The organism is Lactobacillus acidophilus, from assembly GCF_034298135.1.
Taxonomy (GTDB): Bacteria; Bacillota; Bacilli; order Lactobacillales; family Lactobacillaceae; genus Lactobacillus; species Lactobacillus acidophilus.
In genome coordinates, this window is sequence record NZ_CP139575.1 from 1,763,035 (window position 1) to 1,784,755 (window position 21,721).

General features: G+C 32.7%; 27 protein-coding genes and 1 tRNA gene. 7 read left to right on the forward strand and 21 right to left on the reverse strand.

Annotated elements, in window-relative coordinates:
* Nucleotides 1-30 precede the first annotated feature (30 nt).
* Nucleotides 31-603 (reverse strand): SGNH/GDSL hydrolase family protein, encoded by a 573-nt coding sequence (locus SO785_RS08490; RefSeq protein WP_003549286.1) that lies wholly within the window; start codon nt 601-603, stop codon nt 31-33.
* On the reverse strand, nt 600-1,640 hold the full coding sequence (locus SO785_RS08495; RefSeq protein ID WP_003549287.1) for an AI-2E family transporter: 1,041 nt from the start codon (nt 1,638-1,640) through the stop codon (nt 600-602). The genes SO785_RS08490 and SO785_RS08495 overlap by 4 nt, the downstream gene beginning before the upstream one ends.
* A 247-nt stretch (nt 1,641-1,887) precedes the next feature.
* On the opposite strand from SO785_RS08495, the gene nrdJ reads away from it, so the two are divergent.
* Genes nrdJ through SO785_RS08515 form a run of 4 tightly spaced genes read left to right on the forward strand, consistent with a single transcriptional unit; the run spans nt 1,888 to nt 5,629 of the window.
* Nucleotides 1,888-4,122 (forward strand): ribonucleoside-triphosphate reductase, adenosylcobalamin-dependent, encoded by a 2,235-nt coding sequence (nrdJ, locus tag SO785_RS08500; RefSeq protein WP_003549289.1) that lies wholly within the window; start codon nt 1,888-1,890, stop codon nt 4,120-4,122.
* 17 nt (nt 4,123-4,139) lie between these two features.
* Nucleotides 4,140-4,538, forward strand: coding sequence for a DUF4430 domain-containing protein (locus tag SO785_RS08505; RefSeq protein ID WP_015613271.1), 399 nt, complete (start codon nt 4,140-4,142; stop codon nt 4,536-4,538).
* Between the two features lie 3 nt (nt 4,539-4,541).
* The gene (locus SO785_RS08510; RefSeq protein ID WP_003549293.1) at nt 4,542-5,066 is read left to right on the forward strand and encodes an ECF transporter S component; all 525 of its coding nucleotides are present in this window, start codon (nt 4,542-4,544) and stop codon (nt 5,064-5,066) included.
* Nucleotides 5,066-5,629 carry a cob(I)yrinic acid a,c-diamide adenosyltransferase gene (locus SO785_RS08515; protein WP_011254011.1) on the forward strand — a complete coding sequence of 188 codons (564 nt, stop codon included), beginning with the start codon at nt 5,066-5,068 and terminating at the stop codon, nt 5,627-5,629. Before SO785_RS08510 ends, SO785_RS08515 begins: the two co-directional genes overlap by 1 nt.
* A gap of 18 nt (nt 5,630-5,647) precedes the next feature.
* On the opposite strand, the gene SO785_RS08520 is transcribed toward SO785_RS08515, so the two are convergent.
* The 4 genes from SO785_RS08520 to SO785_RS08535 form a co-directional block, all read right to left on the reverse strand.
* Nucleotides 5,648-6,445 (reverse strand): putative ABC transporter permease, encoded by a 798-nt coding sequence (locus SO785_RS08520; protein ID WP_003549297.1) that lies wholly within the window; start codon nt 6,443-6,445, stop codon nt 5,648-5,650.
* A gap of 96 nt (nt 6,446-6,541) precedes the next feature.
* Complete coding sequence (locus SO785_RS08525; protein WP_021873999.1) at nt 6,542-6,790, reverse strand: LPXTG cell wall anchor domain-containing protein; 249 nt, start codon at nt 6,788-6,790, stop codon at nt 6,542-6,544.
* A gap of 116 nt (nt 6,791-6,906) precedes the next feature.
* Nucleotides 6,907-7,848 (reverse strand): collagen binding domain-containing protein, encoded by a 942-nt coding sequence (locus SO785_RS08530; protein ID WP_021873998.1) that lies wholly within the window; start codon nt 7,846-7,848, stop codon nt 6,907-6,909.
* A gap of 167 nt (nt 7,849-8,015) precedes the next feature.
* On the reverse strand, nt 8,016-9,416 hold the full coding sequence (locus SO785_RS08535; RefSeq protein WP_011254010.1) for a C69 family dipeptidase: 1,401 nt from the start codon (nt 9,414-9,416) through the stop codon (nt 8,016-8,018).
* 165 nt (nt 9,417-9,581) lie between these two features.
* On the opposite strand from SO785_RS08535, the gene SO785_RS08540 reads away from it, so the two are divergent.
* Nucleotides 9,582-10,406, forward strand: coding sequence for an aminoglycoside N(3)-acetyltransferase (locus SO785_RS08540; RefSeq protein ID WP_003549308.1), 825 nt, complete (start codon nt 9,582-9,584; stop codon nt 10,404-10,406).
* A gap of 405 nt (nt 10,407-10,811) precedes the next feature.
* On the opposite strand, the gene SO785_RS08545 is transcribed toward SO785_RS08540, so the two are convergent.
* The 12 genes from SO785_RS08545 to SO785_RS08600 form a co-directional block, all read right to left on the reverse strand.
* Nucleotides 10,812-11,120 (reverse strand): hypothetical protein, encoded by a 309-nt coding sequence (locus tag SO785_RS08545; protein ID WP_011254009.1) that lies wholly within the window; start codon nt 11,118-11,120, stop codon nt 10,812-10,814.
* Between the two features lie 47 nt (nt 11,121-11,167).
* Complete coding sequence (locus SO785_RS08550; RefSeq protein WP_003549311.1) at nt 11,168-11,362, reverse strand: hypothetical protein; 195 nt, start codon at nt 11,360-11,362, stop codon at nt 11,168-11,170.
* Between the two features lie 2 nt (nt 11,363-11,364).
* Entirely contained in the window at nt 11,365-11,589 is a 225-nt protein-coding gene (locus SO785_RS08555; protein ID WP_003549312.1) for a DUF3923 family protein, read from the reverse strand.
* Between the two features lie 130 nt (nt 11,590-11,719).
* Nucleotides 11,720-12,121, reverse strand: coding sequence for a type II toxin-antitoxin system death-on-curing family toxin (locus SO785_RS08560; protein WP_003549313.1), 402 nt, complete (start codon nt 12,119-12,121; stop codon nt 11,720-11,722).
* Nucleotides 12,122-12,124: 3 nt separating this feature from the next.
* Entirely contained in the window at nt 12,125-12,340 is a 216-nt protein-coding gene (locus tag SO785_RS08565; protein ID WP_003549314.1) for an AbrB/MazE/SpoVT family DNA-binding domain-containing protein, read from the reverse strand.
* A gap of 260 nt (nt 12,341-12,600) precedes the next feature.
* The gene (locus SO785_RS08570) at nt 12,601-13,008 is read right to left on the reverse strand and encodes a hypothetical protein (protein WP_236622503.1); all 408 of its coding nucleotides are present in this window, start codon (nt 13,006-13,008) and stop codon (nt 12,601-12,603) included.
* 32 nt (nt 13,009-13,040) lie between these two features.
* Complete coding sequence (locus tag SO785_RS08575) at nt 13,041-13,835, reverse strand: phage integrase SAM-like domain-containing protein (protein ID WP_021873996.1); 795 nt, start codon at nt 13,833-13,835, stop codon at nt 13,041-13,043.
* A 63-nt stretch (nt 13,836-13,898) separates the two neighbouring features.
* The gene (locus SO785_RS08580) at nt 13,899-14,090 is read right to left on the reverse strand and encodes a helix-turn-helix transcriptional regulator (protein WP_003549318.1); all 192 of its coding nucleotides are present in this window, start codon (nt 14,088-14,090) and stop codon (nt 13,899-13,901) included.
* Nucleotides 14,091-14,310: 220 nt separating this feature from the next.
* Nucleotides 14,311-15,252 carry a Rep family protein gene (locus SO785_RS08585; protein WP_011254008.1) on the reverse strand — a complete coding sequence of 314 codons (942 nt, stop codon included), beginning with the start codon at nt 15,250-15,252 and terminating at the stop codon, nt 14,311-14,313.
* A 185-nt stretch (nt 15,253-15,437) separates the two neighbouring features.
* Entirely contained in the window at nt 15,438-15,968 is a 531-nt protein-coding gene (locus SO785_RS08590; RefSeq protein ID WP_003549322.1) for a hypothetical protein, read from the reverse strand.
* Nucleotides 15,965-17,041 carry a cell division protein gene (locus tag SO785_RS08595; protein WP_011254007.1) on the reverse strand — a complete coding sequence of 359 codons (1,077 nt, stop codon included), beginning with the start codon at nt 17,039-17,041 and terminating at the stop codon, nt 15,965-15,967. The genes SO785_RS08590 and SO785_RS08595 overlap by 4 nt, the downstream gene beginning before the upstream one ends.
* Nucleotides 17,041-17,352 (reverse strand): hypothetical protein, encoded by a 312-nt coding sequence (locus SO785_RS08600; protein ID WP_003549327.1) that lies wholly within the window; start codon nt 17,350-17,352, stop codon nt 17,041-17,043. The genes SO785_RS08595 and SO785_RS08600 overlap by 1 nt, the downstream gene beginning before the upstream one ends.
* A 136-nt stretch (nt 17,353-17,488) precedes the next feature.
* Between SO785_RS08600 and SO785_RS08605 the strand changes: the two genes are divergently transcribed.
* Nucleotides 17,489-18,439, forward strand: coding sequence for a hypothetical protein (locus SO785_RS08605; protein ID WP_011254006.1), 951 nt, complete (start codon nt 17,489-17,491; stop codon nt 18,437-18,439).
* 479 nt (nt 18,440-18,918) lie between these two features.
* On the opposite strand, the gene SO785_RS08610 is transcribed toward SO785_RS08605, so the two are convergent.
* From SO785_RS08610 to SO785_RS08620, 3 genes are all read right to left on the reverse strand, one after another.
* A complete protein-coding gene (locus tag SO785_RS08610; RefSeq protein ID WP_003549329.1) occupies nt 18,919-19,272 on the reverse strand; it encodes an ArsR/SmtB family transcription factor in 354 nt (117 codons plus the stop codon).
* A gap of 16 nt (nt 19,273-19,288) precedes the next feature.
* Nucleotides 19,289-19,909, reverse strand: a complete 621-nt coding sequence (locus SO785_RS08615) for a CadD family cadmium resistance transporter (RefSeq protein WP_015613270.1) — start codon at nt 19,907-19,909, stop codon at nt 19,289-19,291.
* A gap of 307 nt (nt 19,910-20,216) precedes the next feature.
* Nucleotides 20,217-20,289, reverse strand: a tRNA-Thr gene (locus SO785_RS08620).
* Nucleotides 20,290-20,479: 190 nt separating this feature from the next.
* Between SO785_RS08620 and SO785_RS08625 the strand changes: the two genes are divergently transcribed.
* On the forward strand, nt 20,480-21,706 hold the full coding sequence (locus tag SO785_RS08625) for a DUF2974 domain-containing protein (RefSeq protein ID WP_003549331.1): 1,227 nt from the start codon (nt 20,480-20,482) through the stop codon (nt 21,704-21,706).
* Nucleotides 21,707-21,721 lie beyond the last annotated feature (15 nt).

Below are 21,721 nucleotides of genomic sequence, written 5' to 3' on the forward strand. Positions count from 1 at the left end.
GAAAAATAAAAGAGGCGTTACGCCTCTTTTTTATATACGTTTTAAATTTTCTACAATCAACTTAGCCAATATCTCATAACCTAAATCTCCAAAATGTAAGCCATCATTTTTTATTCCTTGGGAAATCTTTTTTATATCTCCTGCTTCTAGCATTGCCTGACACAGATCAGCATATTCGAAATGATATTCTTCAGCTATATTTTGAATAGTTTCACTATACTTTTTAATTAAACCATTATTACGCACATGCTGCTTTTCTTCATCAACAGCAGGTGGTGAAATGAGTAAAACATGTGGTGGATAATACTTACAAATCACTGCTGAACAAATAAATTCCATATTTTGTTTAAATTGATTTAACGGAACTTGCTTATGCGTCGCTAAATCATTAGTTCCAAGCAAAATCATCAAATTATCACATTGTTTTACACTCAAAACTAATTCATTTAATCTTGCTAAAAAAGCACCTGAATTAATACCAGATACCGCAGTATTCTCAATTTCTAGCTTAGGTAATACCTGTTTTAAGTTCCAATTGATGTGTGGCTCATTTTTGCCTTCTTTACGTGCAATTATGCTATCACCCGTAAGTAATAATCTCATTTTTGTTCTGCCTTTTTCTTATCGCTCTTCTTTGATGATTTAATACCTAACACATCTAAGAAGAAAGTAAAGATTGGTACACCAACAATCAAGCCCCAAGTACCCCAGAAATGTTCTGCCACAAGTAATACTAAAAAAGTATAAAAAATAGGTAATTCCGTTTTGCTAGCCATAAACTTTGGGTTTAATACATAGGCTTCAACAGCGTGAATAATCATAATCATAATGAAAATATAAATCACATATCGAATTCCGCCCACTGAATAACCAATAATGCTAAGTGGAATCAATGAAATAATTACACCAGCAACTGGTACCAAACTTAAGAGAAAGACCATTAAGCCTAGTGCAACAATTTGTGGCATTTTCATTATGACCAAGCCAATTACCGTCAAAGCAGTATTACAAAGTGCAATAAAGAACTGAGCTTCAAGCACTACACCAAAAGTATTAGTAAACTTTTTATCAAAATAACGAATATCTTCGAAAAGCCATTTTAAATAACCACTCTTTACGAATAAACTAGAAAATTCCTTCATCTTGTTTAGTTCAATCGTATAAAAGAAGCTCAAAATCAAAGACATAAATGTAGCAATAGTAAGCGTCCCTATATTAGTAGCAGTATGAAACGCAAACGTCATAGCATGTTTAGCCTGCGTCACGAGTTCACCTTTACTAATGTAACGCGTTATATATGATACTAGTCGTGAAGACTCATTTTTTTCATAAAAGGCCATAACGGACTTCACCATTTTACTGATCTGCACTATCAGCATTGGCAAATAAACCGTTATAACGAAATACAATAATGCCAAAATTATCAAATATGTAACTACAACTATAACTCCTGTCGGCATTTTAGGGATATAACGCTGAACTAAATGGATTAAGTGCACAATCACATAAGTGAAAATAAACGTCAACAAAATTGTATTCATCATCGCTCGCATCTCATACAAACAAGCTACGATCAATAAAAATACAACAAATCTGCGTAATAGCACATTATTTTTAAATTTTTGCCATGCTGTACTCATAATAAAACCTCGTTTTCCTATGTCTTAAATTGTAACATGATCGCTTTCTCCATTTTTTAAATCTATACTATATTTCACTTAAAAAAATTTATAATTTTTTAGCCCTATTCTAATAGGATTTGTATTTTACAAATCAAAACTATCCACCATATTTTTATCCATAGGTACAAGATATTGTGGTACAATTAGTAATGCATCATACATAATGTGTTTTGTGAAACAATAATAAATTTTAGGAGTGAAAATCGTGTCATCTACTAGAATCGAACTAGATCAAGACTTTATTGATCAAGTGAAACATGAAATTAAACCTCATTGGGGTGAACTAGGCTGGGTAACTTACAAAAGAACTTATGCTCGTTGGTTACCAGAAAAGAATCGTTCAGAAAATTGGGATGAAACAGTCAAGCGTGTAATTGAAGGTAACGTCAACCTTGACCCACGTCTTCAAGGCACTCCCTCTGAAGAAGTCATCAATGAATTAACTAATGAGGCTAAGCAACTTTTTCGTTTAACATACGGTTTGTCTGCTACACCTTCCGGTCGTAATCTTTGGATTTCGGGAACTGATTATCAAAAGCGTACCGGTGATTCTTTAAATAATTGCTGGTTTATTGCTATTCGTCCTCAAGAATATGGTGACAGTCACATTGTCCCTACTTACATTGATAAAAGAGAAAAAGCCGTTTCCATGCCCTTCTCCTTCTTATTTGATCAATTGATGAAAGGCGGCGGCGTAGGCTTTTCAGTTGTTAACAGCAACATCAAGCAAATTCCTAAAGTCGATAACAAGATTGATTTAACTGTCGTTATCAATAAGAGCAGTAAATCACACGATGCTTCAATCAAAGTTGGTGCTGTTGATAAAGATGAATGGGAAAAGCAAAATCCCGATCACGATGACATAATTTACTACAGATTACCTGATACCCGTGAAGGTTGGGTTCTTGCCAATGCCCGTTTAATTGATATGCACTTTAACAATACTAATCCTGACCAAAAGACCAAACTGGTTTTGGATATTAGCGATATTCGTCCATATGGTGCTAAAATTCACGGCTTCGGTGGTACTGCTTCAGGTCCAATGCCTTTAGTTGAAATGTTCATTGATATTAATAACGTTATCAATGCTCGTGTGGGCAAGAATTTAACCGCTGTAGACGCAACAGATATTTGCAATTTAATTGGTAAAACGGTTGTAGCTGGCAACGTACGTCGTTCAGCTGAACTTGCTCTTGGTTCTAATGACGATCAAGATTTCATCAAGATGAAGCAAGACAAAGAAAAGCTTTATCACCACCGTTGGGCTTCTAACAACAGTGTAGCCATTAATTCTAAATTCAATAATTACGGTCCAATTGCTGATGGAATCTTACATAATGGTGAACCTGGTATTGTTAACCTTGATTTATCACGCAATTATGGTCGAATCGTTGATGGCTACCAACCTGGGATTGACGACGACGTTGAAGGTACAAATCCTTGTGGTGAAATTTCTTTAGCTAATGGTGAACCATGTAATTTGTTTGAAGTTTTCCCATATACAGCTGAAAAACAAGGATGGAACTTAAAAGAAGCTTTCACTTTAGCTACTCGTTTTGCTAAGAGAGTTACCTTCAGCCATTATGACTGGGAAGTTTCACGCAAGATTATTCAAAAGAATCGCAGAATTGGTGTTTCTATGTCTGGTATTCAAGATTGGCTGTTAAATGATTTGGGTCACAGAGTAGTCACAGGTTTTGAAGATGCTGTTGATGAACAAAGTGGTGAAAAAATTAAAAAGCCAATCTATGATCCAAAAGGAATTGAAATGGTTGACAGTTTATATAAAGCTGTTATCACAGCAGACAAGGCCTACAGTGAAGAATTAGGCGTTAATCCATCAATTAAACACACTACAGTTAAACCATCTGGTACAGTAGCTAAATTAGCTGGTGTATCAGAAGGGATGCATTTCCACTATGCTGGTTACTTAATTCAAAGAATTCGTTTCCAAGCTAGCGATCCATTACTTCCTGCTTTGAAAGAATGTGGCTATCACACCGAACCAGATATTTACACTAAGAACACTATTTGTGTTGAATTTCCATTACGCGCAGCTCATGCAGATAGTAAAAACTTTGCTTCAGCTGGAACTGTCTCAATCGAAGAACAGTTTGCGACACAAGCATTCTTACAAACATACTGGTCCGATAATGCTGTTAGCTGCACCATTACTTTCCAATCGGATGAAAATGATGAAATCGCACCATTGCTTCGCCAATACAGACACACCATTAAATCTACCTCTCTTCTTCCTTATTATGGTGGTTCACTGAAGCAGGCTCCCAAAGAGCCAATTAACAAGAAAACTTATGAAGAAAGAGCTGCTTTAATCACAGATGATGTTGAAGAAGTATTTACTAAGCAAAATGATGATCAAAAGGGATTAGAACTTGTAGGACAAACTGATTGTGAAGGCGGGGCCTGCCCAATCAAATAATTTACATGGAGGAAAAAATGAAGAACAAGCATAAATTTAATTTATTATTTTCAATCGTTGCCTTTTTGGCTTTATTTTTAACGGGAAGTTCAAATAGTAATTCATCTGCTACAAAAAATACTGCTAAAAATCAAATTACAGTCAACTATACTTTGAAACAAGGTAAAAAGACTGTAGATACCAAATCTGTTAAAATTCCTAAGAAAAAAGCTAAGGTAATTACAGGTCTGAAAAAAGCATGGAAAGTACAAGAAACTAAAGGCTTTATTACCTCAATCGATGGTAAGAAGCAAAATCCTAAGAAGAAGATTTATTGGACTTATACAATTAACGGTAAATGGGCAAATAAAGGTGCCGATCAACAAGCCGTTGCTAACAAAGACAAAGTTAAATTCACGTTAGACAAGGTGAAGTAATTTATGGTTACTGAGCGACTACAAATCAGACAAATCGCATTAATGGCCATGCTTACAGCAATGTGTGTGGTTTTACGAATTTTTAAAATTATTCCTATCCCCAATGTACAACCAGTAACTGATATTTTAATGATTGTTACACTTAATTTAGGTATTGGTTCAGGTATTACTTTAGCTACATTAACAATGCTAATTTCGAATATTTATTTAGGATTCGGTATTTGGACTATTCCTCAAATTTTAGCATACACAGGTTGTGTATTAACTGTGGCTTTCTTTGCTAAATTTACACCATTGAAAAATTACTTTTTGTTACAAGTAGCTTTAGCTACATTTTTAGGTTGGGAATACGGTTTTTTAGTAGACCTTGGTATGACTATTTTTGGCGGTTTATCTGCTTTCATCGCTTATCTTATTTCTAGTTTTGCTTTTGATACCTATCATGCCATTGGTAATTTTGCTTTTTACTTTGTTTTATATAAACCTGTAACTAAGGCACTTGAAGCATATCAACGGAGGATAATTTAATGACGATTAAAATTTATACCAAAGTTGGTGATAAAGGTTTAACTAAGCAAGTCACTGGCAAAATGGTACCTAAGTATGATTTACAAATTGAAGCATTAGGCAATATAGATGAATTACAATCATATCTGGGTGTAGTTTTAGCTAATTTATCTAATAATTGCCAGAAACTACGTAATGAATTAGAAAATGTACAACGTAACTTATACCAATTACAAGCGGATATTGTAGTAAAAAATCATCATGAAATTAATGAAAGTAATGTAGTACAACTAGAAAATCGTATTAATGAATTAACACCCAAAATACCGTATATTCCTGAATTTATCTTGCCGGGTGGCAAAGTTACAGGCACCAATTTACAGTATGCCAGAACAGTTGCAAGACGCGCTGAACGCTCCTTGGTCAAGTTGAGTCTCAATGAACAAAAATTAGCTGATTGTGATTTGGAATATATGAATCGCTTATCCGATTATCTTTTTATATTGGGACGTTATGCCAATGTACTTGATGGTTATACTGAAAAAAAAAGTAAAGTTAGGGATAAAAACCGTATTAATGGCTAAAAAAATACTGTTGCCAGATTAGGCAGCAGTATTTTTGTTTGATTTACTTTCTTTTTTAAGGATATCTTTTTTAATTTCCATAAATTTTGGAGCATCTAAAATCTTTAATTTTGGAAAACTCTTAAGGAATCTTCTGTGGTTCCAACTTAAACGATGTGGATTTAATTCATCGAAATGTTGAATAACTGAATGATGCCAATCACCCACTTTAAGTTTCCCTTTTTCAGGCATACGACTTTCTACTTTTGCTCTAACGCGTTCAATAAATTCATTGATATGCACATCCCACATCTTCGTAGTAGTATGGAATCTTTCTACACTGATTACAGTTAAAATCGTATCTAGTCCCATTACAACAGTAATTCCAACTGCCAACCAGCCATGCGTATCTCTTTCTTCAGCTTCAATAATTTTTAAAATAAATGGTTGTACAAATTTGACTAATAGAACTACACCAAATCCCCAAAAAAGAGAAATAGCTGGAGCAACTCGCCCTTGAATATTCCCCTTTAAATTTGAATAATCCCACAATCTCATATGAAATATTTTTTCGAGAAGCCAACTAGCTATATATTCAAAAACTGTTGCAACAACAATCCCCACAAGAAATAGCAGAAATATATTATTTTGTACTTTATAAGTACATATAAGAATTGTCGTTACAGCAAAACCGTAAACAGGACAATATGGTCCGAATAAAAATCCACGATAATCAAAATGGTGATCTTTTATTGAACAATAGATTGTTTCCCAAAGCCAGCCAATAAAAGAATATGTAAAAAATAAAACAATAATTTCTGAAATAGAATATGGCATTTTTAATCTCTTTCATGCTACAAACTTATATTTACATAATACGTGAAAGAGAGAATTTTGGCTATCAAAAACACAGATTTTATGCCTAAATATATATTATTTTCTGGATTTTTTATAAAAAAATATAGCTGAGATACTCAAAAAAATAGTTCCTACTATACTGAAAAATAATTCTATATTATCTTCTCCCGTTTTAGGTAAGTTACTTTTATTTGCGGAATGCTTTTTTGAATGAGCCTTTTTAGTATTAGGAATACTCTCATTTATAGTTTCTTTAACTTCTTTATCATCAATATTATGCTCAAAAGTATCATCTAATGACGGTGTTTTACTTGAAACGACCATGTCATGTTTTGTTGACTTGGCATTAGCTAAAGCAGTAGATTGAGCTAATTCAAATTGACTTTTTTCATCATTATTTTGATCAGTTTTTTCTTGCTTTTTATCAATAATTAATTTAGCTAAATTAGAAAAAATTTAGAAATTTTTTTCTCTCTTTGTTTCTTATTCGTAGATGTCTGATTAAATTTTCCATCAATGTTAACGATATCATTTACTTGTACTTTTGCACTAGTAACATTTTGATTTTCATTATCTTCAATTACACGGACTATATTAAGTACAGAACTAACTTCACTTGCACTAGTAATATATGTAATAACAATATCTTTACCTACCAACTTCAGCTTTAATCCTTTATTAAATTCAATATTATTTTTATTGAGTTTAATTAAATTACCGTCTATTTTTATTTTTAACGTATCTTGATCAATATTTTGATTTTCAATAGTATTAAAAATTTGTAGCTCGCTTTTATTCTCAGAGTTTATCTTTATTTCCCAAGCAATTTTATTTTTATCTGAGTTATATTTGCCACTAATTTCGGTTACGACATTTTTATTAACTTGTGGACGAGATGAAACATAAATTTTTTCATTAATTTCGCCTGCTTCTATTTGAATAAATTGATTAGAAGTAGTTTCATTACTTATTTGTATATCAAAATCAATTTGACCGGATATATTTTCAAACTTTTCAATATTTTTATCAAAAATTACTTGTACTTGATTATTTTTAACAATATATTTGCCAACTTGATAAGCCTCACCAGTATCGTCTTTAATTATTAATTTTTTCACTTCATTTAATGCTTGTACATGAACATCCTTTTTATTCGAATTTAATAAGATAAACATAGTGCTATCTTTTGTAAATTTATTTTTTTGATCATTAAATTTAACACTAATGTGAGCAATTTCGCTATTATTAAGCAAATTATTCTGGTCATTATCAATCAAAATTTGCGTAAAATTATCACTTAAATTTGCCGCATATGTAATATTTGTTTTTTGAGTCAAAAACAAAGCAATTCCAAATACGATACCTATTAAAAACTTTTTCACATTTATTCCTCACTATTTTTAAAATTTTAAATGTGATTATAGCGAATAAGTCCCAGTTTTACGTAAGGCTACTAAAATAGGCCGACATTTTTCGATTTTTGTCGCTACTTTTTAGACAAAAACTATTTTTTGTTCAAAAAATAACCCACTTTCGTGAGTTATCTTGATTAATAATTCAATCTGATCTTAAGTGATCCAGTCTCAACACATTCGCCAAAGCATTTCATTGCGGTATCATAAGCAGCTTTAGCAGTTTTATCATTAGCCTGTTGAAGTTTTCTTTGTAATTCTTCACCGGCAAGTTCTTGAACTTCTTGATCGGTTTCAAGCAAAACATGACGACCAGCAGCTAAAGTGCTTTGCTTCATTGCTTCAATCGAAGCACTGTAGCGGAATGGGTGCTCATCAGCAATTGTAGTAATTGCATGAGTTAACCAATACATGTTTTGAATATTGAAATGCTCTTTAGTATCACGATATGTTTCCGGCGTATCAAGAACGTTGGTATAGTATGGTGCAATACCATTAAAAGTATTAGGTCCAAAGGCAATCCATTGCACACCAGCAATTTTGGCTGGGACATCATTTCTAATTTGTAAAATAGATAATTCTTGATTACGTTGTAAGCCAATTGGACGAAAAGCGTGGCGATCCGCATCTGTGCCCTCTAAGCCGTATGGATCGTATTTAGTGTGTTGATAGTGTGATGACAAAGCATACTTTAAGTCTTCAATAGTAAGTAAATGCTCTGGCTTTTTAGCAAATGGCAAATCTGGATCATCAGGTTCATGAACATCGCTCGGATTGAACAGCTTTTGAATATACCATTGACGTGGAATATTGTATTCATAATCTGAATCGTCATGACTGCCGAAGATATGACGCAAATTATATGGATTACCACTATGATCAATATCCATGTGATTATCTTGAATCATCTTTTCCAAATCATCTGAAGCCATTGTATCGTCACTATTAAAGTCAAAATTGGTAATGCTAAACCAGTTCGGTGCAACGATATAACTATCATCTGGCACCTTAATAGCGGCCCAGTGACGACCACCAATAGTTTCCATGTACCAAACTTCATCTTTATCCGAGAAGGCAACACCATTTGATTCGTAGGTACCGTATTTTTCTAAGTATTTACCTAATAGCTTCACACCTTCACGAGCAGAACGAATGTAAGGCAAAACGATAGTAACAAAGTCTTCTTCACCGATACCCTTTTTATTCATTGGATCGATACCTAATACACGTGAATTAGTAGTGCTAGTTTCAGTAGCAGACATAGCAACGTTTGCTTCGTTAATACCTGCTTCACCCCACCAGCCTACTTTTTTGATAGTTGATTCAAGTTCAGGCACAGCGGTGTAACGCATTGGATTATCTGGCAAATCCACCTTGCATTTAGAAGTTACAGATTGATAATCCTTAGGTTGCTTGTCTGGCGTTACAACGATAAAACGCTTGGGATTAAATGCGTGACCATAGTCTTCGTTTCTGGCAACTAAGGTTGAACCGTCTGCAGTAGCCTTTTTACCGGCTAAAATTGTTGTACATGGCATATATTTTTCCTCCTATAGTTTTATAATAAGTTTATCTTTATTGTAAATCTTTTAGAGGAATAAAAATGAGTAATAAACAAACTATGATCAACAAACGTGAAATTAAAACAAGAGTAAGATTTTTCAGACCAAGCCAGTAAATTATTTTAGAAAAGGAAAAATACAATGTCTGAAAAATTAATCGAAACTGTCGTTACAAAAAATGATTTAGAAGATGCTTTTGACAAATTAGGTGTTAAGAGAGCGGATGTCTGCATGGTGCACACTGCCATGAGCAAATTTCAATATTTGCCTGGTGGTCCTGAGACAATCGTCAAAGCTCTTGAAGAAACACTGTCTGATGGAACTTTAATGATGCCTTCACAGGTTTCAACAAATTGCGATCCGGCAACTTGGGAATATCCACCTGTTCGCAAGGATTTGATTCAAGTTGTCAGAGATAATATGCCGCCATATGATCCCCAGACTTCAGCAACAGAAGGCCTAGGAGTAACACCGGAATATTTCAGAAACTTGTCTGATGTAGTTCGCAGCACGCATCCCTATTTGCCAATTGCCATCTGGGGCAAAAATGCGACCGACATCGCAGTACGTCAACCTTTAAACATGCCATATGGTATCAATAGTCCACTTGATTATTTGTACAAAAACAACGGAAAAATTATTTTCTTGGGTACTGATTACGAAACTTGCACAATGCTTCATTATGCGGAATCTACGATTCATCGCAAAACTGAAACTTGTTCTGCCGCAACCAGTATTGATCAAGATGGGAAAACGATTTGGACGGATTATCAAAACGTCGATTTGGATTCTTACGACGATTTTAATGAATTGGGCGAAACTTTTGAGAAAAAGTGCCCTGATGAATTCAAATCACAAAAATTAGGCAAAGGAATCATTAAAGTAATTAATAGTAGACCTTTAGTCGACTTTGCTCGTCAATGGTTTGATGAAAAAGATCATCGATTTGGTAACGCAATAAATTAATAGATACTAAAAATAGCAGCACGAGATTTTTTCTCATGCTGCTATTCTTTATGACTCATAGTAACAAAAAATGGAGCATTACAGAATGTAATACTCCATGCTAAAACTATCCTGACATTAAAAATCCTGATAGTTTTCAAAATCGCGAGCAAATGCTACAATATTATCGTAGTATTTAATCAATATTGTTGATCAATTAGGCTGACAACACTTGTCGCTGAACGCTCTTGATCTTGGTGTACTGGCATACACCATCAGCCAAGCGCATAAAAGGACTCCTTCAAGTGAAGTCACGACCTTTCATAAAAAAGTGCATTGATGGTATCAGTGCACTTTTTTATTATATCAAAAGCTATATTAAGGAAAAAATGTGCAAAAATACATTTTTTTGATAATCTTTTAGAATCACTTCTTTTGCGAAGCGCTACTTTCCGCATCTGGTGTATCGTCCAGTTTTTCATAATCAAAATCATCAAAAGCTACTGCACCATTTTCATAATGCTTGCCATGACGTTCTTCAATTACCCAAACAGAGACATTTTTAACGTCATCAGTAGAGATAGCAACGGGAATCGTATTCACATAATGATGGATGATTGTGCGTAAAGCCAACAATTTTTCTTGTAAACTAGTTATCTTGCGCACTACACCATTACCAATCACACTCATAAATGATGGTCCAAAATCACCTTTGCGTGGTGGCGTGTAAATCAAATTCTCATGACTATGGTCTGCTTCAAAGCCAACTGATTCTTCTTTATCTAGAGCAGCGGCTTTTTCACCGTCTCCTGTGCCATGAATATAAATAGTATATTTACATCAGTATCTTCTTGATAACCATAGTGAACTGGCACAATATAGCTGCCGTTTTTATTAGATAAACCTAGATGCAAAATCTGACATTGATCAAGAATCCATGAAATCTTAGCATGATCAGTAATAATATCTTTACGCATTTCTACTCCTTAGATGATGCTTTTTGTCTTCTCTTCAAAATGATAAACCAAATTACATAGCCAATAGCGATAGGGATCGCAAAAATCAGCCAGATCATTAGAGTTACCTCTTTTAATTGAACCGTTTGAGCTACTCCTGCTCCATCGATATTTCTAAACCAAATAATTGCTGCAACTATTATCCAGACTAACAAGACAATTAATCCACTTGGTTTCCCCGCTTTCATAATTTTCCTTCAAGAAAATTGTACTAATGTTAAAAATTTTAATTATAGTACAAAAAAAGATCTGATTTTTCAATCAGATCTTTCAAGCGTATTTATTAATGCTGACTAGAGGATTCGAACCTCTAAGCTTTTATTTTTTTATATTCTCACTAACCCAATGATAAATATCAGTATATTCCAATTCGCTGTCATCTACTTGGGCTATTGAAAGAGTATAATCCGCCAACTCTTTCCATGAACATTTTAAATGATATGAATTTCTTTTTAGAAATAGTAAAAAGGCTATAGTTGCTGTACGTTTATTAGCATCATCAAATACATGCTTTTTTATTAATTTAATTAACAATATTCCTGCTTTAGAACTAAATGTCGGATATAATTCTTGTCCAAAACTTATCTGTTTGGGTTGCTCAATTAGAAAATGTAATGCTTCAGCGTCTCTAACATGTGATACTTGATGCTTTTCACCTTCACGTTGAATAATTCGTGCATTAATAGTTAAAATATCTACTTCACTTAAATAATTGACCACAATCTATTTATCCTTTAAATACTCAAGCATATCCCAATAATCAGAAATTAATCCATCAATCTCATGCATATCTTCTTGCTTGACTTGATGCGCCTTTTTAATTTTAACTTCTACAATATCACCTGCTTTTATATTTTGTTTTTGTACTTCTTTAACAGGAATATTTATAGCAAGTGAAGAACCATTCTTTACTACTTTTTTATATAATACATCATCCATTTAAATCACCTCATTTTATTTTGATATATTATTATAAGTATAATACGTATAATAATTATATTCAGCTGAAATGCAATAAAATTTATTTTAATACTATTTATATGTTATCTAAGCACAAAAAAAGATCTAGTCTCTCGACTAGATCTAACGTATTTATTAATGCTGACTAGAAGCGCAGAGGTTTTAGCCAACATCCTTGATATATCAATATTTTTTAATAAGCACAATACTTGCAAAGTGCAAATAAAGTGCATTTTTAACTAACAATTCCAAAGTTGAGAATTTTCTTTATAAGATTCACGATTTTCCTTTACATAAGTTGAAAGAAAAACTTGAATAGTATTTCCCATTCTTTGGCAAGCATACATATTAGATATGCGATTATCATTGCCTAGTAAACTGCTTAAATAAACTCTCAAAGAATACAAAGCTAAAATTGAATCTTTCTGTTTTTCAATCCCTGCATTCTTACAAACAGCTTTTAATTTTTCATTTAAGCTCTTTTGTGTTACCGGTAATTGGTTATTTGAACTAATTGATTTATAATTATGTAAGTTCAGAAAGATGTATCCCGATGTATTTTTTAAACCATATTCATCGAGGTACCTTTTTTGTTTCATCTGAAAATCTTTAATTAAATCAATTACTTCAATATTCTTAATTGGCAAACAATATCTATAAGCGCCTTTGGGTCTGTCTTTCAAAGAACCATTAGGCTTTTTTCTTTTTCAGACCAGCTATCGTCGATTTTAAAAGTATAAGAACCCTCATACTCTACTAATTGGTCAAACTTTAATACTTGTAATTCTTCTGGACGTAATCCTAGATAAGTATCCACAATTAAAGCTAACCTAGACACAGAATTAGCAACCGTAGCTCCTTTATACTCTTTAAGTAATTCTTCTCTTAAAGCACTAATTTCATCTTTAGAAAATAAGTGCCACTTCCTACCAGTACTAAAATCAGACTGCTTAAAGAATAATTTTAGATAACCTCTAGGAATTGGATTAACGCTTAAAACTGCCTTATCCAAAAGAAAAGTAAAGAATGTTCTAAAGTGTGCCAAAGTTACATCTATTACAGTACTCTTCTTAACGCTTGCTTTAGGATGGTTCTTAAGATACCAATGTCCAAAATCGTTAAAGAAATGTTGATCAACATCTCTTAGCTGAATATCTATTTTCTTTTCTTGCTCAAGATATTCATTTAACAAAGTTAATGAATATTTCCAGCTTCGATTAGTTGTCGCAGTAATAGACTGTGCCTTTTTCTCAACAAATTTGGTGTACTCAATTAGAAGTTTAGATTCATCAGTAATACTTGGTAAACCATTCTTATAGCTCGCATATTTCACTTTCAAATCAATTTCAAGCTTCTGTGCTTCAAGCTTACTGTCAGCTCTTCTTGTTACACTTTTACGCTTGCCATTAATCATAGGTTGGATTCTAACTAACCAAAGACCTTTGTATTTACCCTTTAAAATTTTCTTGATCATATTAAACCTCTCTTATAAAAAAGAGAGCGGAATAATGATCCCTTTCATTATCCGCCCTCTTGATTACTTTGTCCAAACCTTTTCTTGATGATAACCTGCGTTTTTTAACCAATCAACGACTTGATCAATCAAGTAAAAAGGTCTACCGCCTGGTAGTTGATGATAGGGCATACCTGCTTTTCGAAATTTATACAATAGCGTTGTACTAATTCCTAAAGCTTCACATAATTCTTTACCAGTTAGATATTTAATCATTATTGTTCTCCTTAAATTGTTTTATAAGCAATTTTGGGATAGAATCAAATTAGTCGAGATTCTAGTCATTGCTTTTATCGCTATCAGCATGACTAGTATTTTTTTGTGATTTTATCTTCCAAATTGCTTCTGCTATTTCTTCATCTTTAATTAGTTCGTTTTTTAGATCACTATACGTGTCCTCGGTTAATTTTAAAGAAACAATTCTTCTTTTTAATTGCTAAAACGAATCTACTACTTGATTTGAAATGTTACATTCAAAATAAAAACTAAGTGGATCATATGGTGTAGTGATATAAATTGAACGAGCATTGAGATAACGATCATGGTATCGTGCAGGCGCCATTTTATCAATTTCCCAAGGGTCTAAAAGGGTAAGTAATTGACCATAGTCGTAATCGTTGGGTCTAAGGTCATTAATTACTATAAATTCCTGACCTTTGTACTCTTGAAAGTGATCACGTTGAGACCCAAGAATAATAAAATTGTTGGGATGTAATTCTTCTAAAACTTCACGAACAAGTTTTGTTTTTCCAATTCCAGAAGATCCCCAAATCCAATAAGTGGTACACTTTTGTCCTTTAAAGTCTTTTAAAAATCGTTGATGTTTTTTATAAGCTAAAATGTCTTCAATATGATCCAACAACGTTTTATGTTTTGCCATCTCAAGGACACCAATTTTTTCTTGAAGTTCTTCTTTGGTTAATTGTTCATTTGAATAATCATCAATAAAATTCTCTATGTCATGTCTTGACGGTTTATTAACTTTTTCCCTAATTTGTTTAATCCTTGTTACAAAGTCAAAAGATGCAACTACTTCACTAGGATCATAATGATGTTTATTTTTGGCATTAGTTGTCTCATGAATTAAGTAACTATATCCATTATTAATGGTATTGTGCCAAACTTCGACATATTGTTGTTGATCATTAAATAATTTAGCAATACGGGAAATTGTTTTTGCATCTTTAAATTTTAAAATCACATGAAAATGTGGTCTAATTGGTTCGCCTTTTTCGTTAACATCTTTGTCATGAAGAATATACGCCCATTGTTCGGCATTCGACTTTTCAAGTAGCTCTTTTAAGTCTTCCTGTTTGAATGGGAGGTGTTCAATGTCTTGGGTATACATGAATTGTCTGGCTCTTACAGCCTTTTTCATCTTTACCACTCTCCTTTTTTGCACAATTTACACAATCTTGTGTAGGGACTGAATAACAAGCTCTCAGCCCAGAGCAATAGTGATTATGGATACTTTACACAACACATTTTACATAAAAGTGCGAGTGCCTTCGCTTACGCGTTATCCCTTGTCAGGGCACGCGTGCTACGGCACTCGCGTTCCTTTTATTTGGTTCCTTCGCTGATTAGATAATACCCTTGTCGTTCAAAACCTGTGAAAGAATAGTCAGGATTCTGACTAACAATTGATTCACGTAGTTTGTTTAGGTTGTCATCCAACAATTTAGCTGCAGCAATGTTGATTGGTAATCTAATACAAATGTATAATTTATTATCTCTATATTCGCCATAGCTTTGGTAAAGATAAGAATTATATGTTTGTGTGATCGCATTAATTTTTCTTTTGCCTGTAAATTCATTAATTTCTGCTGGAATTACCAACATATGCTGAATATCAAATGTTAGCAAAAGTGATTTAATATAGTTAATTAAACTTTTGTGAACAATTTGAATTGCTAAAATGAGTAAACAGATTCCAGCAATAATAGTATTTACGATTAATGATTGCGCAATTTTTACTTTCCAAAAGTAAAATAGCGCCCAATTAATGGAAGTCAAAATCAATGTGCCCAAAAACATCATAAAAGGTAAATATAACTTAATGGGACTGGGTTGATATTTATGATTTTCAATCATAAAATTCCTCCTTTGATATTGTACGTAGGTGTTAATAGAGGTAACACCTGAAATGGATGAGTATTGTCGGTTATTTGAAAAAGACCTGTACCTTTTCCCGTTGGTATTAATATCCCATCAGGATCAATATCAAAAAGAAATTGTGTTGTTTTCTTATTGATATTGCCCAACTGCAAGCATACATTTGCCTGCTCACGAACGGCGATGGGAATAGCATCATTGCTAAAACGCTGGCTAATCAAAAGCAGGTGCACCTTCGTTGCTCTACCAAGAAGAGATATCTGTGAGAGTAATGAGAAAAAAGTATCTTTTATTTTTTTTGGCAATCCATCAGTTAAAGCCAGCACTTCATCAATACAAACTGTTAAATGCTTGAAGTGATGATGTGGATCGATGTAAAGGATTCTTTGACGCACATATATCTCTTTAACGACATTAGCCAATAGTTCATTACATTGGTTAACAAAATCGCTATTTGACATTTCTTCGGTTGGAAAGATTGTTCTATCTTCTAAACCATAGACATGCGCCCAACGCGCTGGCACATCACATTTTGGATCGATTATATACAGGTCAGAAATATCTTTTAAATAAAGAACTGTAAGTAAATATGTCAGCGTGTAGAACTTACCTGAGCCAGAATTTCCAGCAATCAAAATTGAAGTTACTTTGTCATAGTCGATAGATACACCTTGCATTATTTCAATGTCTTTATTAGGATTGGAAGCAAGGTATGCATTCATATCTGTAATTGTGAGTCTTCTACTAATGCCAGTCCACGGATAGTAGAAGGCTCTTTGGTTTCCAAAGTCTTCTTCATTGGTTGCTACAAGATACATAGTTGACTGCTTTAGCAACGATTTAAGCGGATATAATGCGGAATTGGCAATCTTATAAATCCGCTGATAAAGATCATTATCAATGATGTAACTTGCAGGTAAATGAGGAATGAAAAGAAAGCCATTCTTCAACACCTTGACTTTAAAGCTGTTCGTATAACTTGTTTCACCTGAAAGATCAAGTGACATGTTAAGACATTGAGTGATATAACGAGCAGTTTCATTACTTGACATTATTTCATCACCTCAAACCCATTGGCTTTGAAATATACGTTGTTTCCAACCTCACAAGCCTCAAGATTTTGAAATTTAATTTTGGTAAACATAGATGGTAGGCTAACCTTATTAGTGAATTTAACCTTAAACGGCTCTGTTCCTTCAGCAATAAACCAGCATTGATAGCCCGTTACCTCATCTGTAGGTCTTCCATTGACCCATTTAACTTGAGTATCTAAATTAATAGATAATGAGTAAGTTGAGACGTCACTTGGAATGTACATTTTGGCTAGTGTTTCTGAGTAGCCACTTGTTCGTTTGATTTTCATTTTTTGAAAATCCTCCTTAATTAAAATTTATTTTGAAGATTTCTTTAATCTTCACTGTTTACTATAAAGTGTATGATGATAAAATACACGTACAGCTTTATGTTCATAACTTTTGACGGTGAAAGAAGATATTATTATGCCCAAACCTAAATATCCTATTCCTAATAACAATTTTCCTAGATTTATTAATGAATATTTAAGTGGTCATTCAGACTCACAAAATGACTTTGCGCGCAAAATAAATAAGCTAGTTCCAAAGAAACTAGCTATACCAATAGATAAGTCTGAAATGAAAAACGGAAATTCCAATATTTTTAGTTGGAAAAAAGGAAATAGACCCAAAGAACCCGTTATTAGAGAGGCTTTATGTAAGATTTGTGCAATTGATTATATTGAAACTCTTTTTCTTATTCCAGCTAATGCTACTGAATATTTAATGAAGGTCTATAACTATATAAAGACTTTCATTAAAGACTTTGATATTGGCGAAACGGAAATTTCGTTAAATATGTACAATATAGGTTTTATAATATCTAGTAATACTCGTGCAAAAAAATATTTGAATTTGAATTATTTAATAATTCGTGCCGAAGAGGATAGAAAAGACATCTTTAATAATGTTGCCTTAAAAAAGTTCTGTGATGATGGATTTAATGAAAATGACTATAGTATATTGTTTGAACCGCAACCACCATTTACTTTTTTTGAGTTCTCTGATTCTAATCTTCATATGATAAACGAAAAAAATAACTCGTATTTATATCCACCAAGTTGTATGTTTTCTAAACTGAGTGAAAGCTTTAATAATTTACAGCCAGATTTAGAATTTATGCTTAGCGATGATGATTGGAACACAGATAACTATAATTATAATTACTTTAGAATGTGTCTTTTTAATGATACGTCAGATGAAAATATATTATGTTTTAATACAGCAATCAATTTGCTAATTGAGTGGATAGAAAAACTGGATAAATTTTATTTAAATGAGTTAGCTAAAATGGGAATAGATGAAGATAATACTTTTTACAAAAGATCAGCTGAAACTATGCTTGAGAATAATGATTTATTCGGTAAAAGAAAATAATTAATAATCTTAAATATGAAAATACAAAAGACTATTTAATTCAGAGTATTAAAAATAATATTTTTATTGACACCGATTGGGCAGCTACATTACCTATTTTTTTAAGCATTAGGTAAATAAAAAATTTAAAAATACAAGATATTGATTATTTGCTCATTATCACCCTGATCATATGAATTTATGATCAAAGTATTCAATTAGTGACCGTTAAAATATTACTAATGTCAGTAGACGGAAATTATTTATTTTTTAAATAAAATAAAACCAAGTTGAAAATCAACTTGGTTTTTTGGCTTAATTATTAAGATTTTCTAGAGCTACTTATGAATTAATAGCTAAACTTACCAGCATACTGGTAAATGCTACATACAATGTAGTTCTATTACTAACCTCTTTAGTAAAGTTTATTAATATAAAATACGTTCTATCTCGATTTTTCGAACAAAACAACCCATTTTGTAAAAATATTAATTACAATCTTATTTATTAAGTTGAGCAAATAATTCTTTCAAATCATCATCCTTAATAAAGTAGTACGCCATTTTCCCTCTTTTTTCACGACCTAAAATATTCTCGTCGTAAAGCTTTCTTAAATGGTGTGAAGCAGTAGCAATACTACAATCCAAAATATATGCAATATCACAAACACAGAGTGATTCTTGTGCAATCAATGAAAAAACGATTTTTAATTTCTTTTCATCAGAAATCTTAGACAATGCATAGAAGTATTTCTTTATATTGGGTTTGTCCAAAAAGTCTGAAACTTTTATCACTTTATCTGTTTCTACTAATGTTTGATCACAAGTAATATCAGCTTTATCTAAAACGTCCATAAGATTACCTCACTCATTATTTAAATAAATTAATTATAAATTGAATTGATCCATTTTCAATTAAAACAGAACCGCCAATAAAAATATAGACGAATCCTATGAACCAACGACTATATTTTTCAAGAACCTCACCTATAGTAGGAACATTAGCCAATTTTTGAGCAACAAAAACTAACAAAAAAATCATTATCAAAAATACAATCAAGGTTATTACCAAATTCAATGGTGTCAAACTAATGAAGTAAGGTACAAATAGTCCAATATTATCAGCCCCACAACTTACGATAGTAATGAACATAAGAGTTTTTATTAAATTCATTTTATTATTATTATTATTCAGTTCCTTATTGGCCATCTTTTCACCATCGGAGTCACCAAAAATTAAAGCCTTTAATCCTAAAAATATAGGGATTATTCCAAGTAGTCCTAATAACCGTTTATCAGGAACATAATGCAATATAAAAGCAAAGAATAAACTAACTAGTATTAGAACATCAGATCCAAGGAATTGTCCTATATAAATGTCTCTAATACCTTTTTTGTCTTTAATTTTGGCAAAGAAGAGCATCAAAATTATTAATAAATCTATAGCGGTACTACTATATGTGATTGCACTGGTAATAATAGTTTTTAACATTTTATTTCGATTTCCTCCAAATAACATTCAAATCTACATTTGAATGTTATTTTGGAATATTTGCATCTAAATGTCAAGATATCTTTATTTTTTTCTTTAAAAAGTAAAAAGATCATGGTCTACATGACCATGATCTTTATCATTACATTATTCCGCTCTTAAAACCGTGTGCAAAAATTGCACTTTAATAATTTAACTGCGTGCACTTAGTGTGCATCATTTTTCTTTACGTAAAAAAATTAGCCTTAACTTATCTTCATAAAACGTTGATAAATCAAAGCTAATCAATCTAAATGAATCTTTATAATGCTGACTAGAGGATTCGAACCTCCGACCTCATCATTACTAGTGACGTGCTCTGCCAACTGAGCTAAGTCAGCAACTCTTTGTTGTCTCATCAACAACAGTATTTATTAAACCATATAGATGGAGGTTGCGCAACCCTTTTTTGCAAAAAAATCGAAAAATTTTTCAAAATTAGTATTTTTCCCGTATTTAATTATTCGAGTGATTTTCATTTTTATGAATACACTAGTAAAATAATATCATTAACTATGAAAGGATGACTTTATGGCAGGAACTCTTGATTATTTACGTTGGCGCGGAGATTTGACATTTAAAGAGAAGCCATTCAATAGTGTAGATGCATCACTCTTCGCCTCATTTATCTATCTCCCTGTAGATAAATCAGCTAAAGGACACACTCTAAACGAAGTAGCAGAAAAACTTCGCGTTCTTCCTTCTTTTCAAGTACAAATGCATGATGAAACTGGCGCTCAAGTATTACTTCTTCCAAAAAGTCCACGTTTAGGTAATATTGAAATATTGAATTGGACTAATAGGCTGGAAAAAGACCCATATCCACTTCAATTTACCGCTGCAACTTTTCGGTTAGATGCAACAACTATTTTAATTGTCTATCGCGGTACCGACAGCTCAATCATCGGTTGGAACGAAGATATGAATATGAACTATATGCCTAAGGTTTATGGACAAGACGTTGCTGCTAACTATCTTAAAGAAATTGCCGCAAAATATCCTGATGATAAGATCTACTTAGCTGGTCACTCAAAAGGTGGTAATTACGCAGAATATGCCTTAAGTGTAGCAGAACCAGCATTGCAGGATCGTGTTATTAAAGCTTTTAGTTTTGATGGTCCTGGCTTTTTCCATCAAGTTTGGCGTTCACCGGGCTTTGTTAGAGCTCTTCCAAAAATGAAAACTTATCTACCTGAGGCTTCAATTATCGGTACCATGCTAGATCACCCTGAACGAGTTATTATTGTCAAAAGCAATGCTCCCATGATTCAACAGCATGACCCCCGTAGATGGAGCGTGGGGCGTGATAGTTTCGTACTAGCCGAAGGGCTCACCTCTGGTTCAAGATCATTAAGACATTCTCTCATAGATTTCAACCATACTATTCCAGATAAACAACGTGGGGAATTATGGGATACACTTTTTCAAACATTTAACGAACTAAATATTACTGATGTCTTCCAAATTACTGCCAACAAATTATTAGGTACTGTTAGATTTAGCCGTGTAATTATGGCTTTAACTCCTGAAACACGTAAATATGTTTTACATATGATTGGGGAAATTCTTAACGCAATTCGCGGCAATATCAGTTTGCCATTTAATGAAACTGATTTTGCTTTATATCCTAAGAGTAATGATTCTAACAAAGCTCCTATTTTCTTTGAATTTTACGATAAAACTGTTCCAAGCCTTTTGCCTGAAGAAATTAAACAGCGTTTTAAAGATGATAAAGAGCGTGAACGAGAAAATAAATAGTTTCACATGAAACAA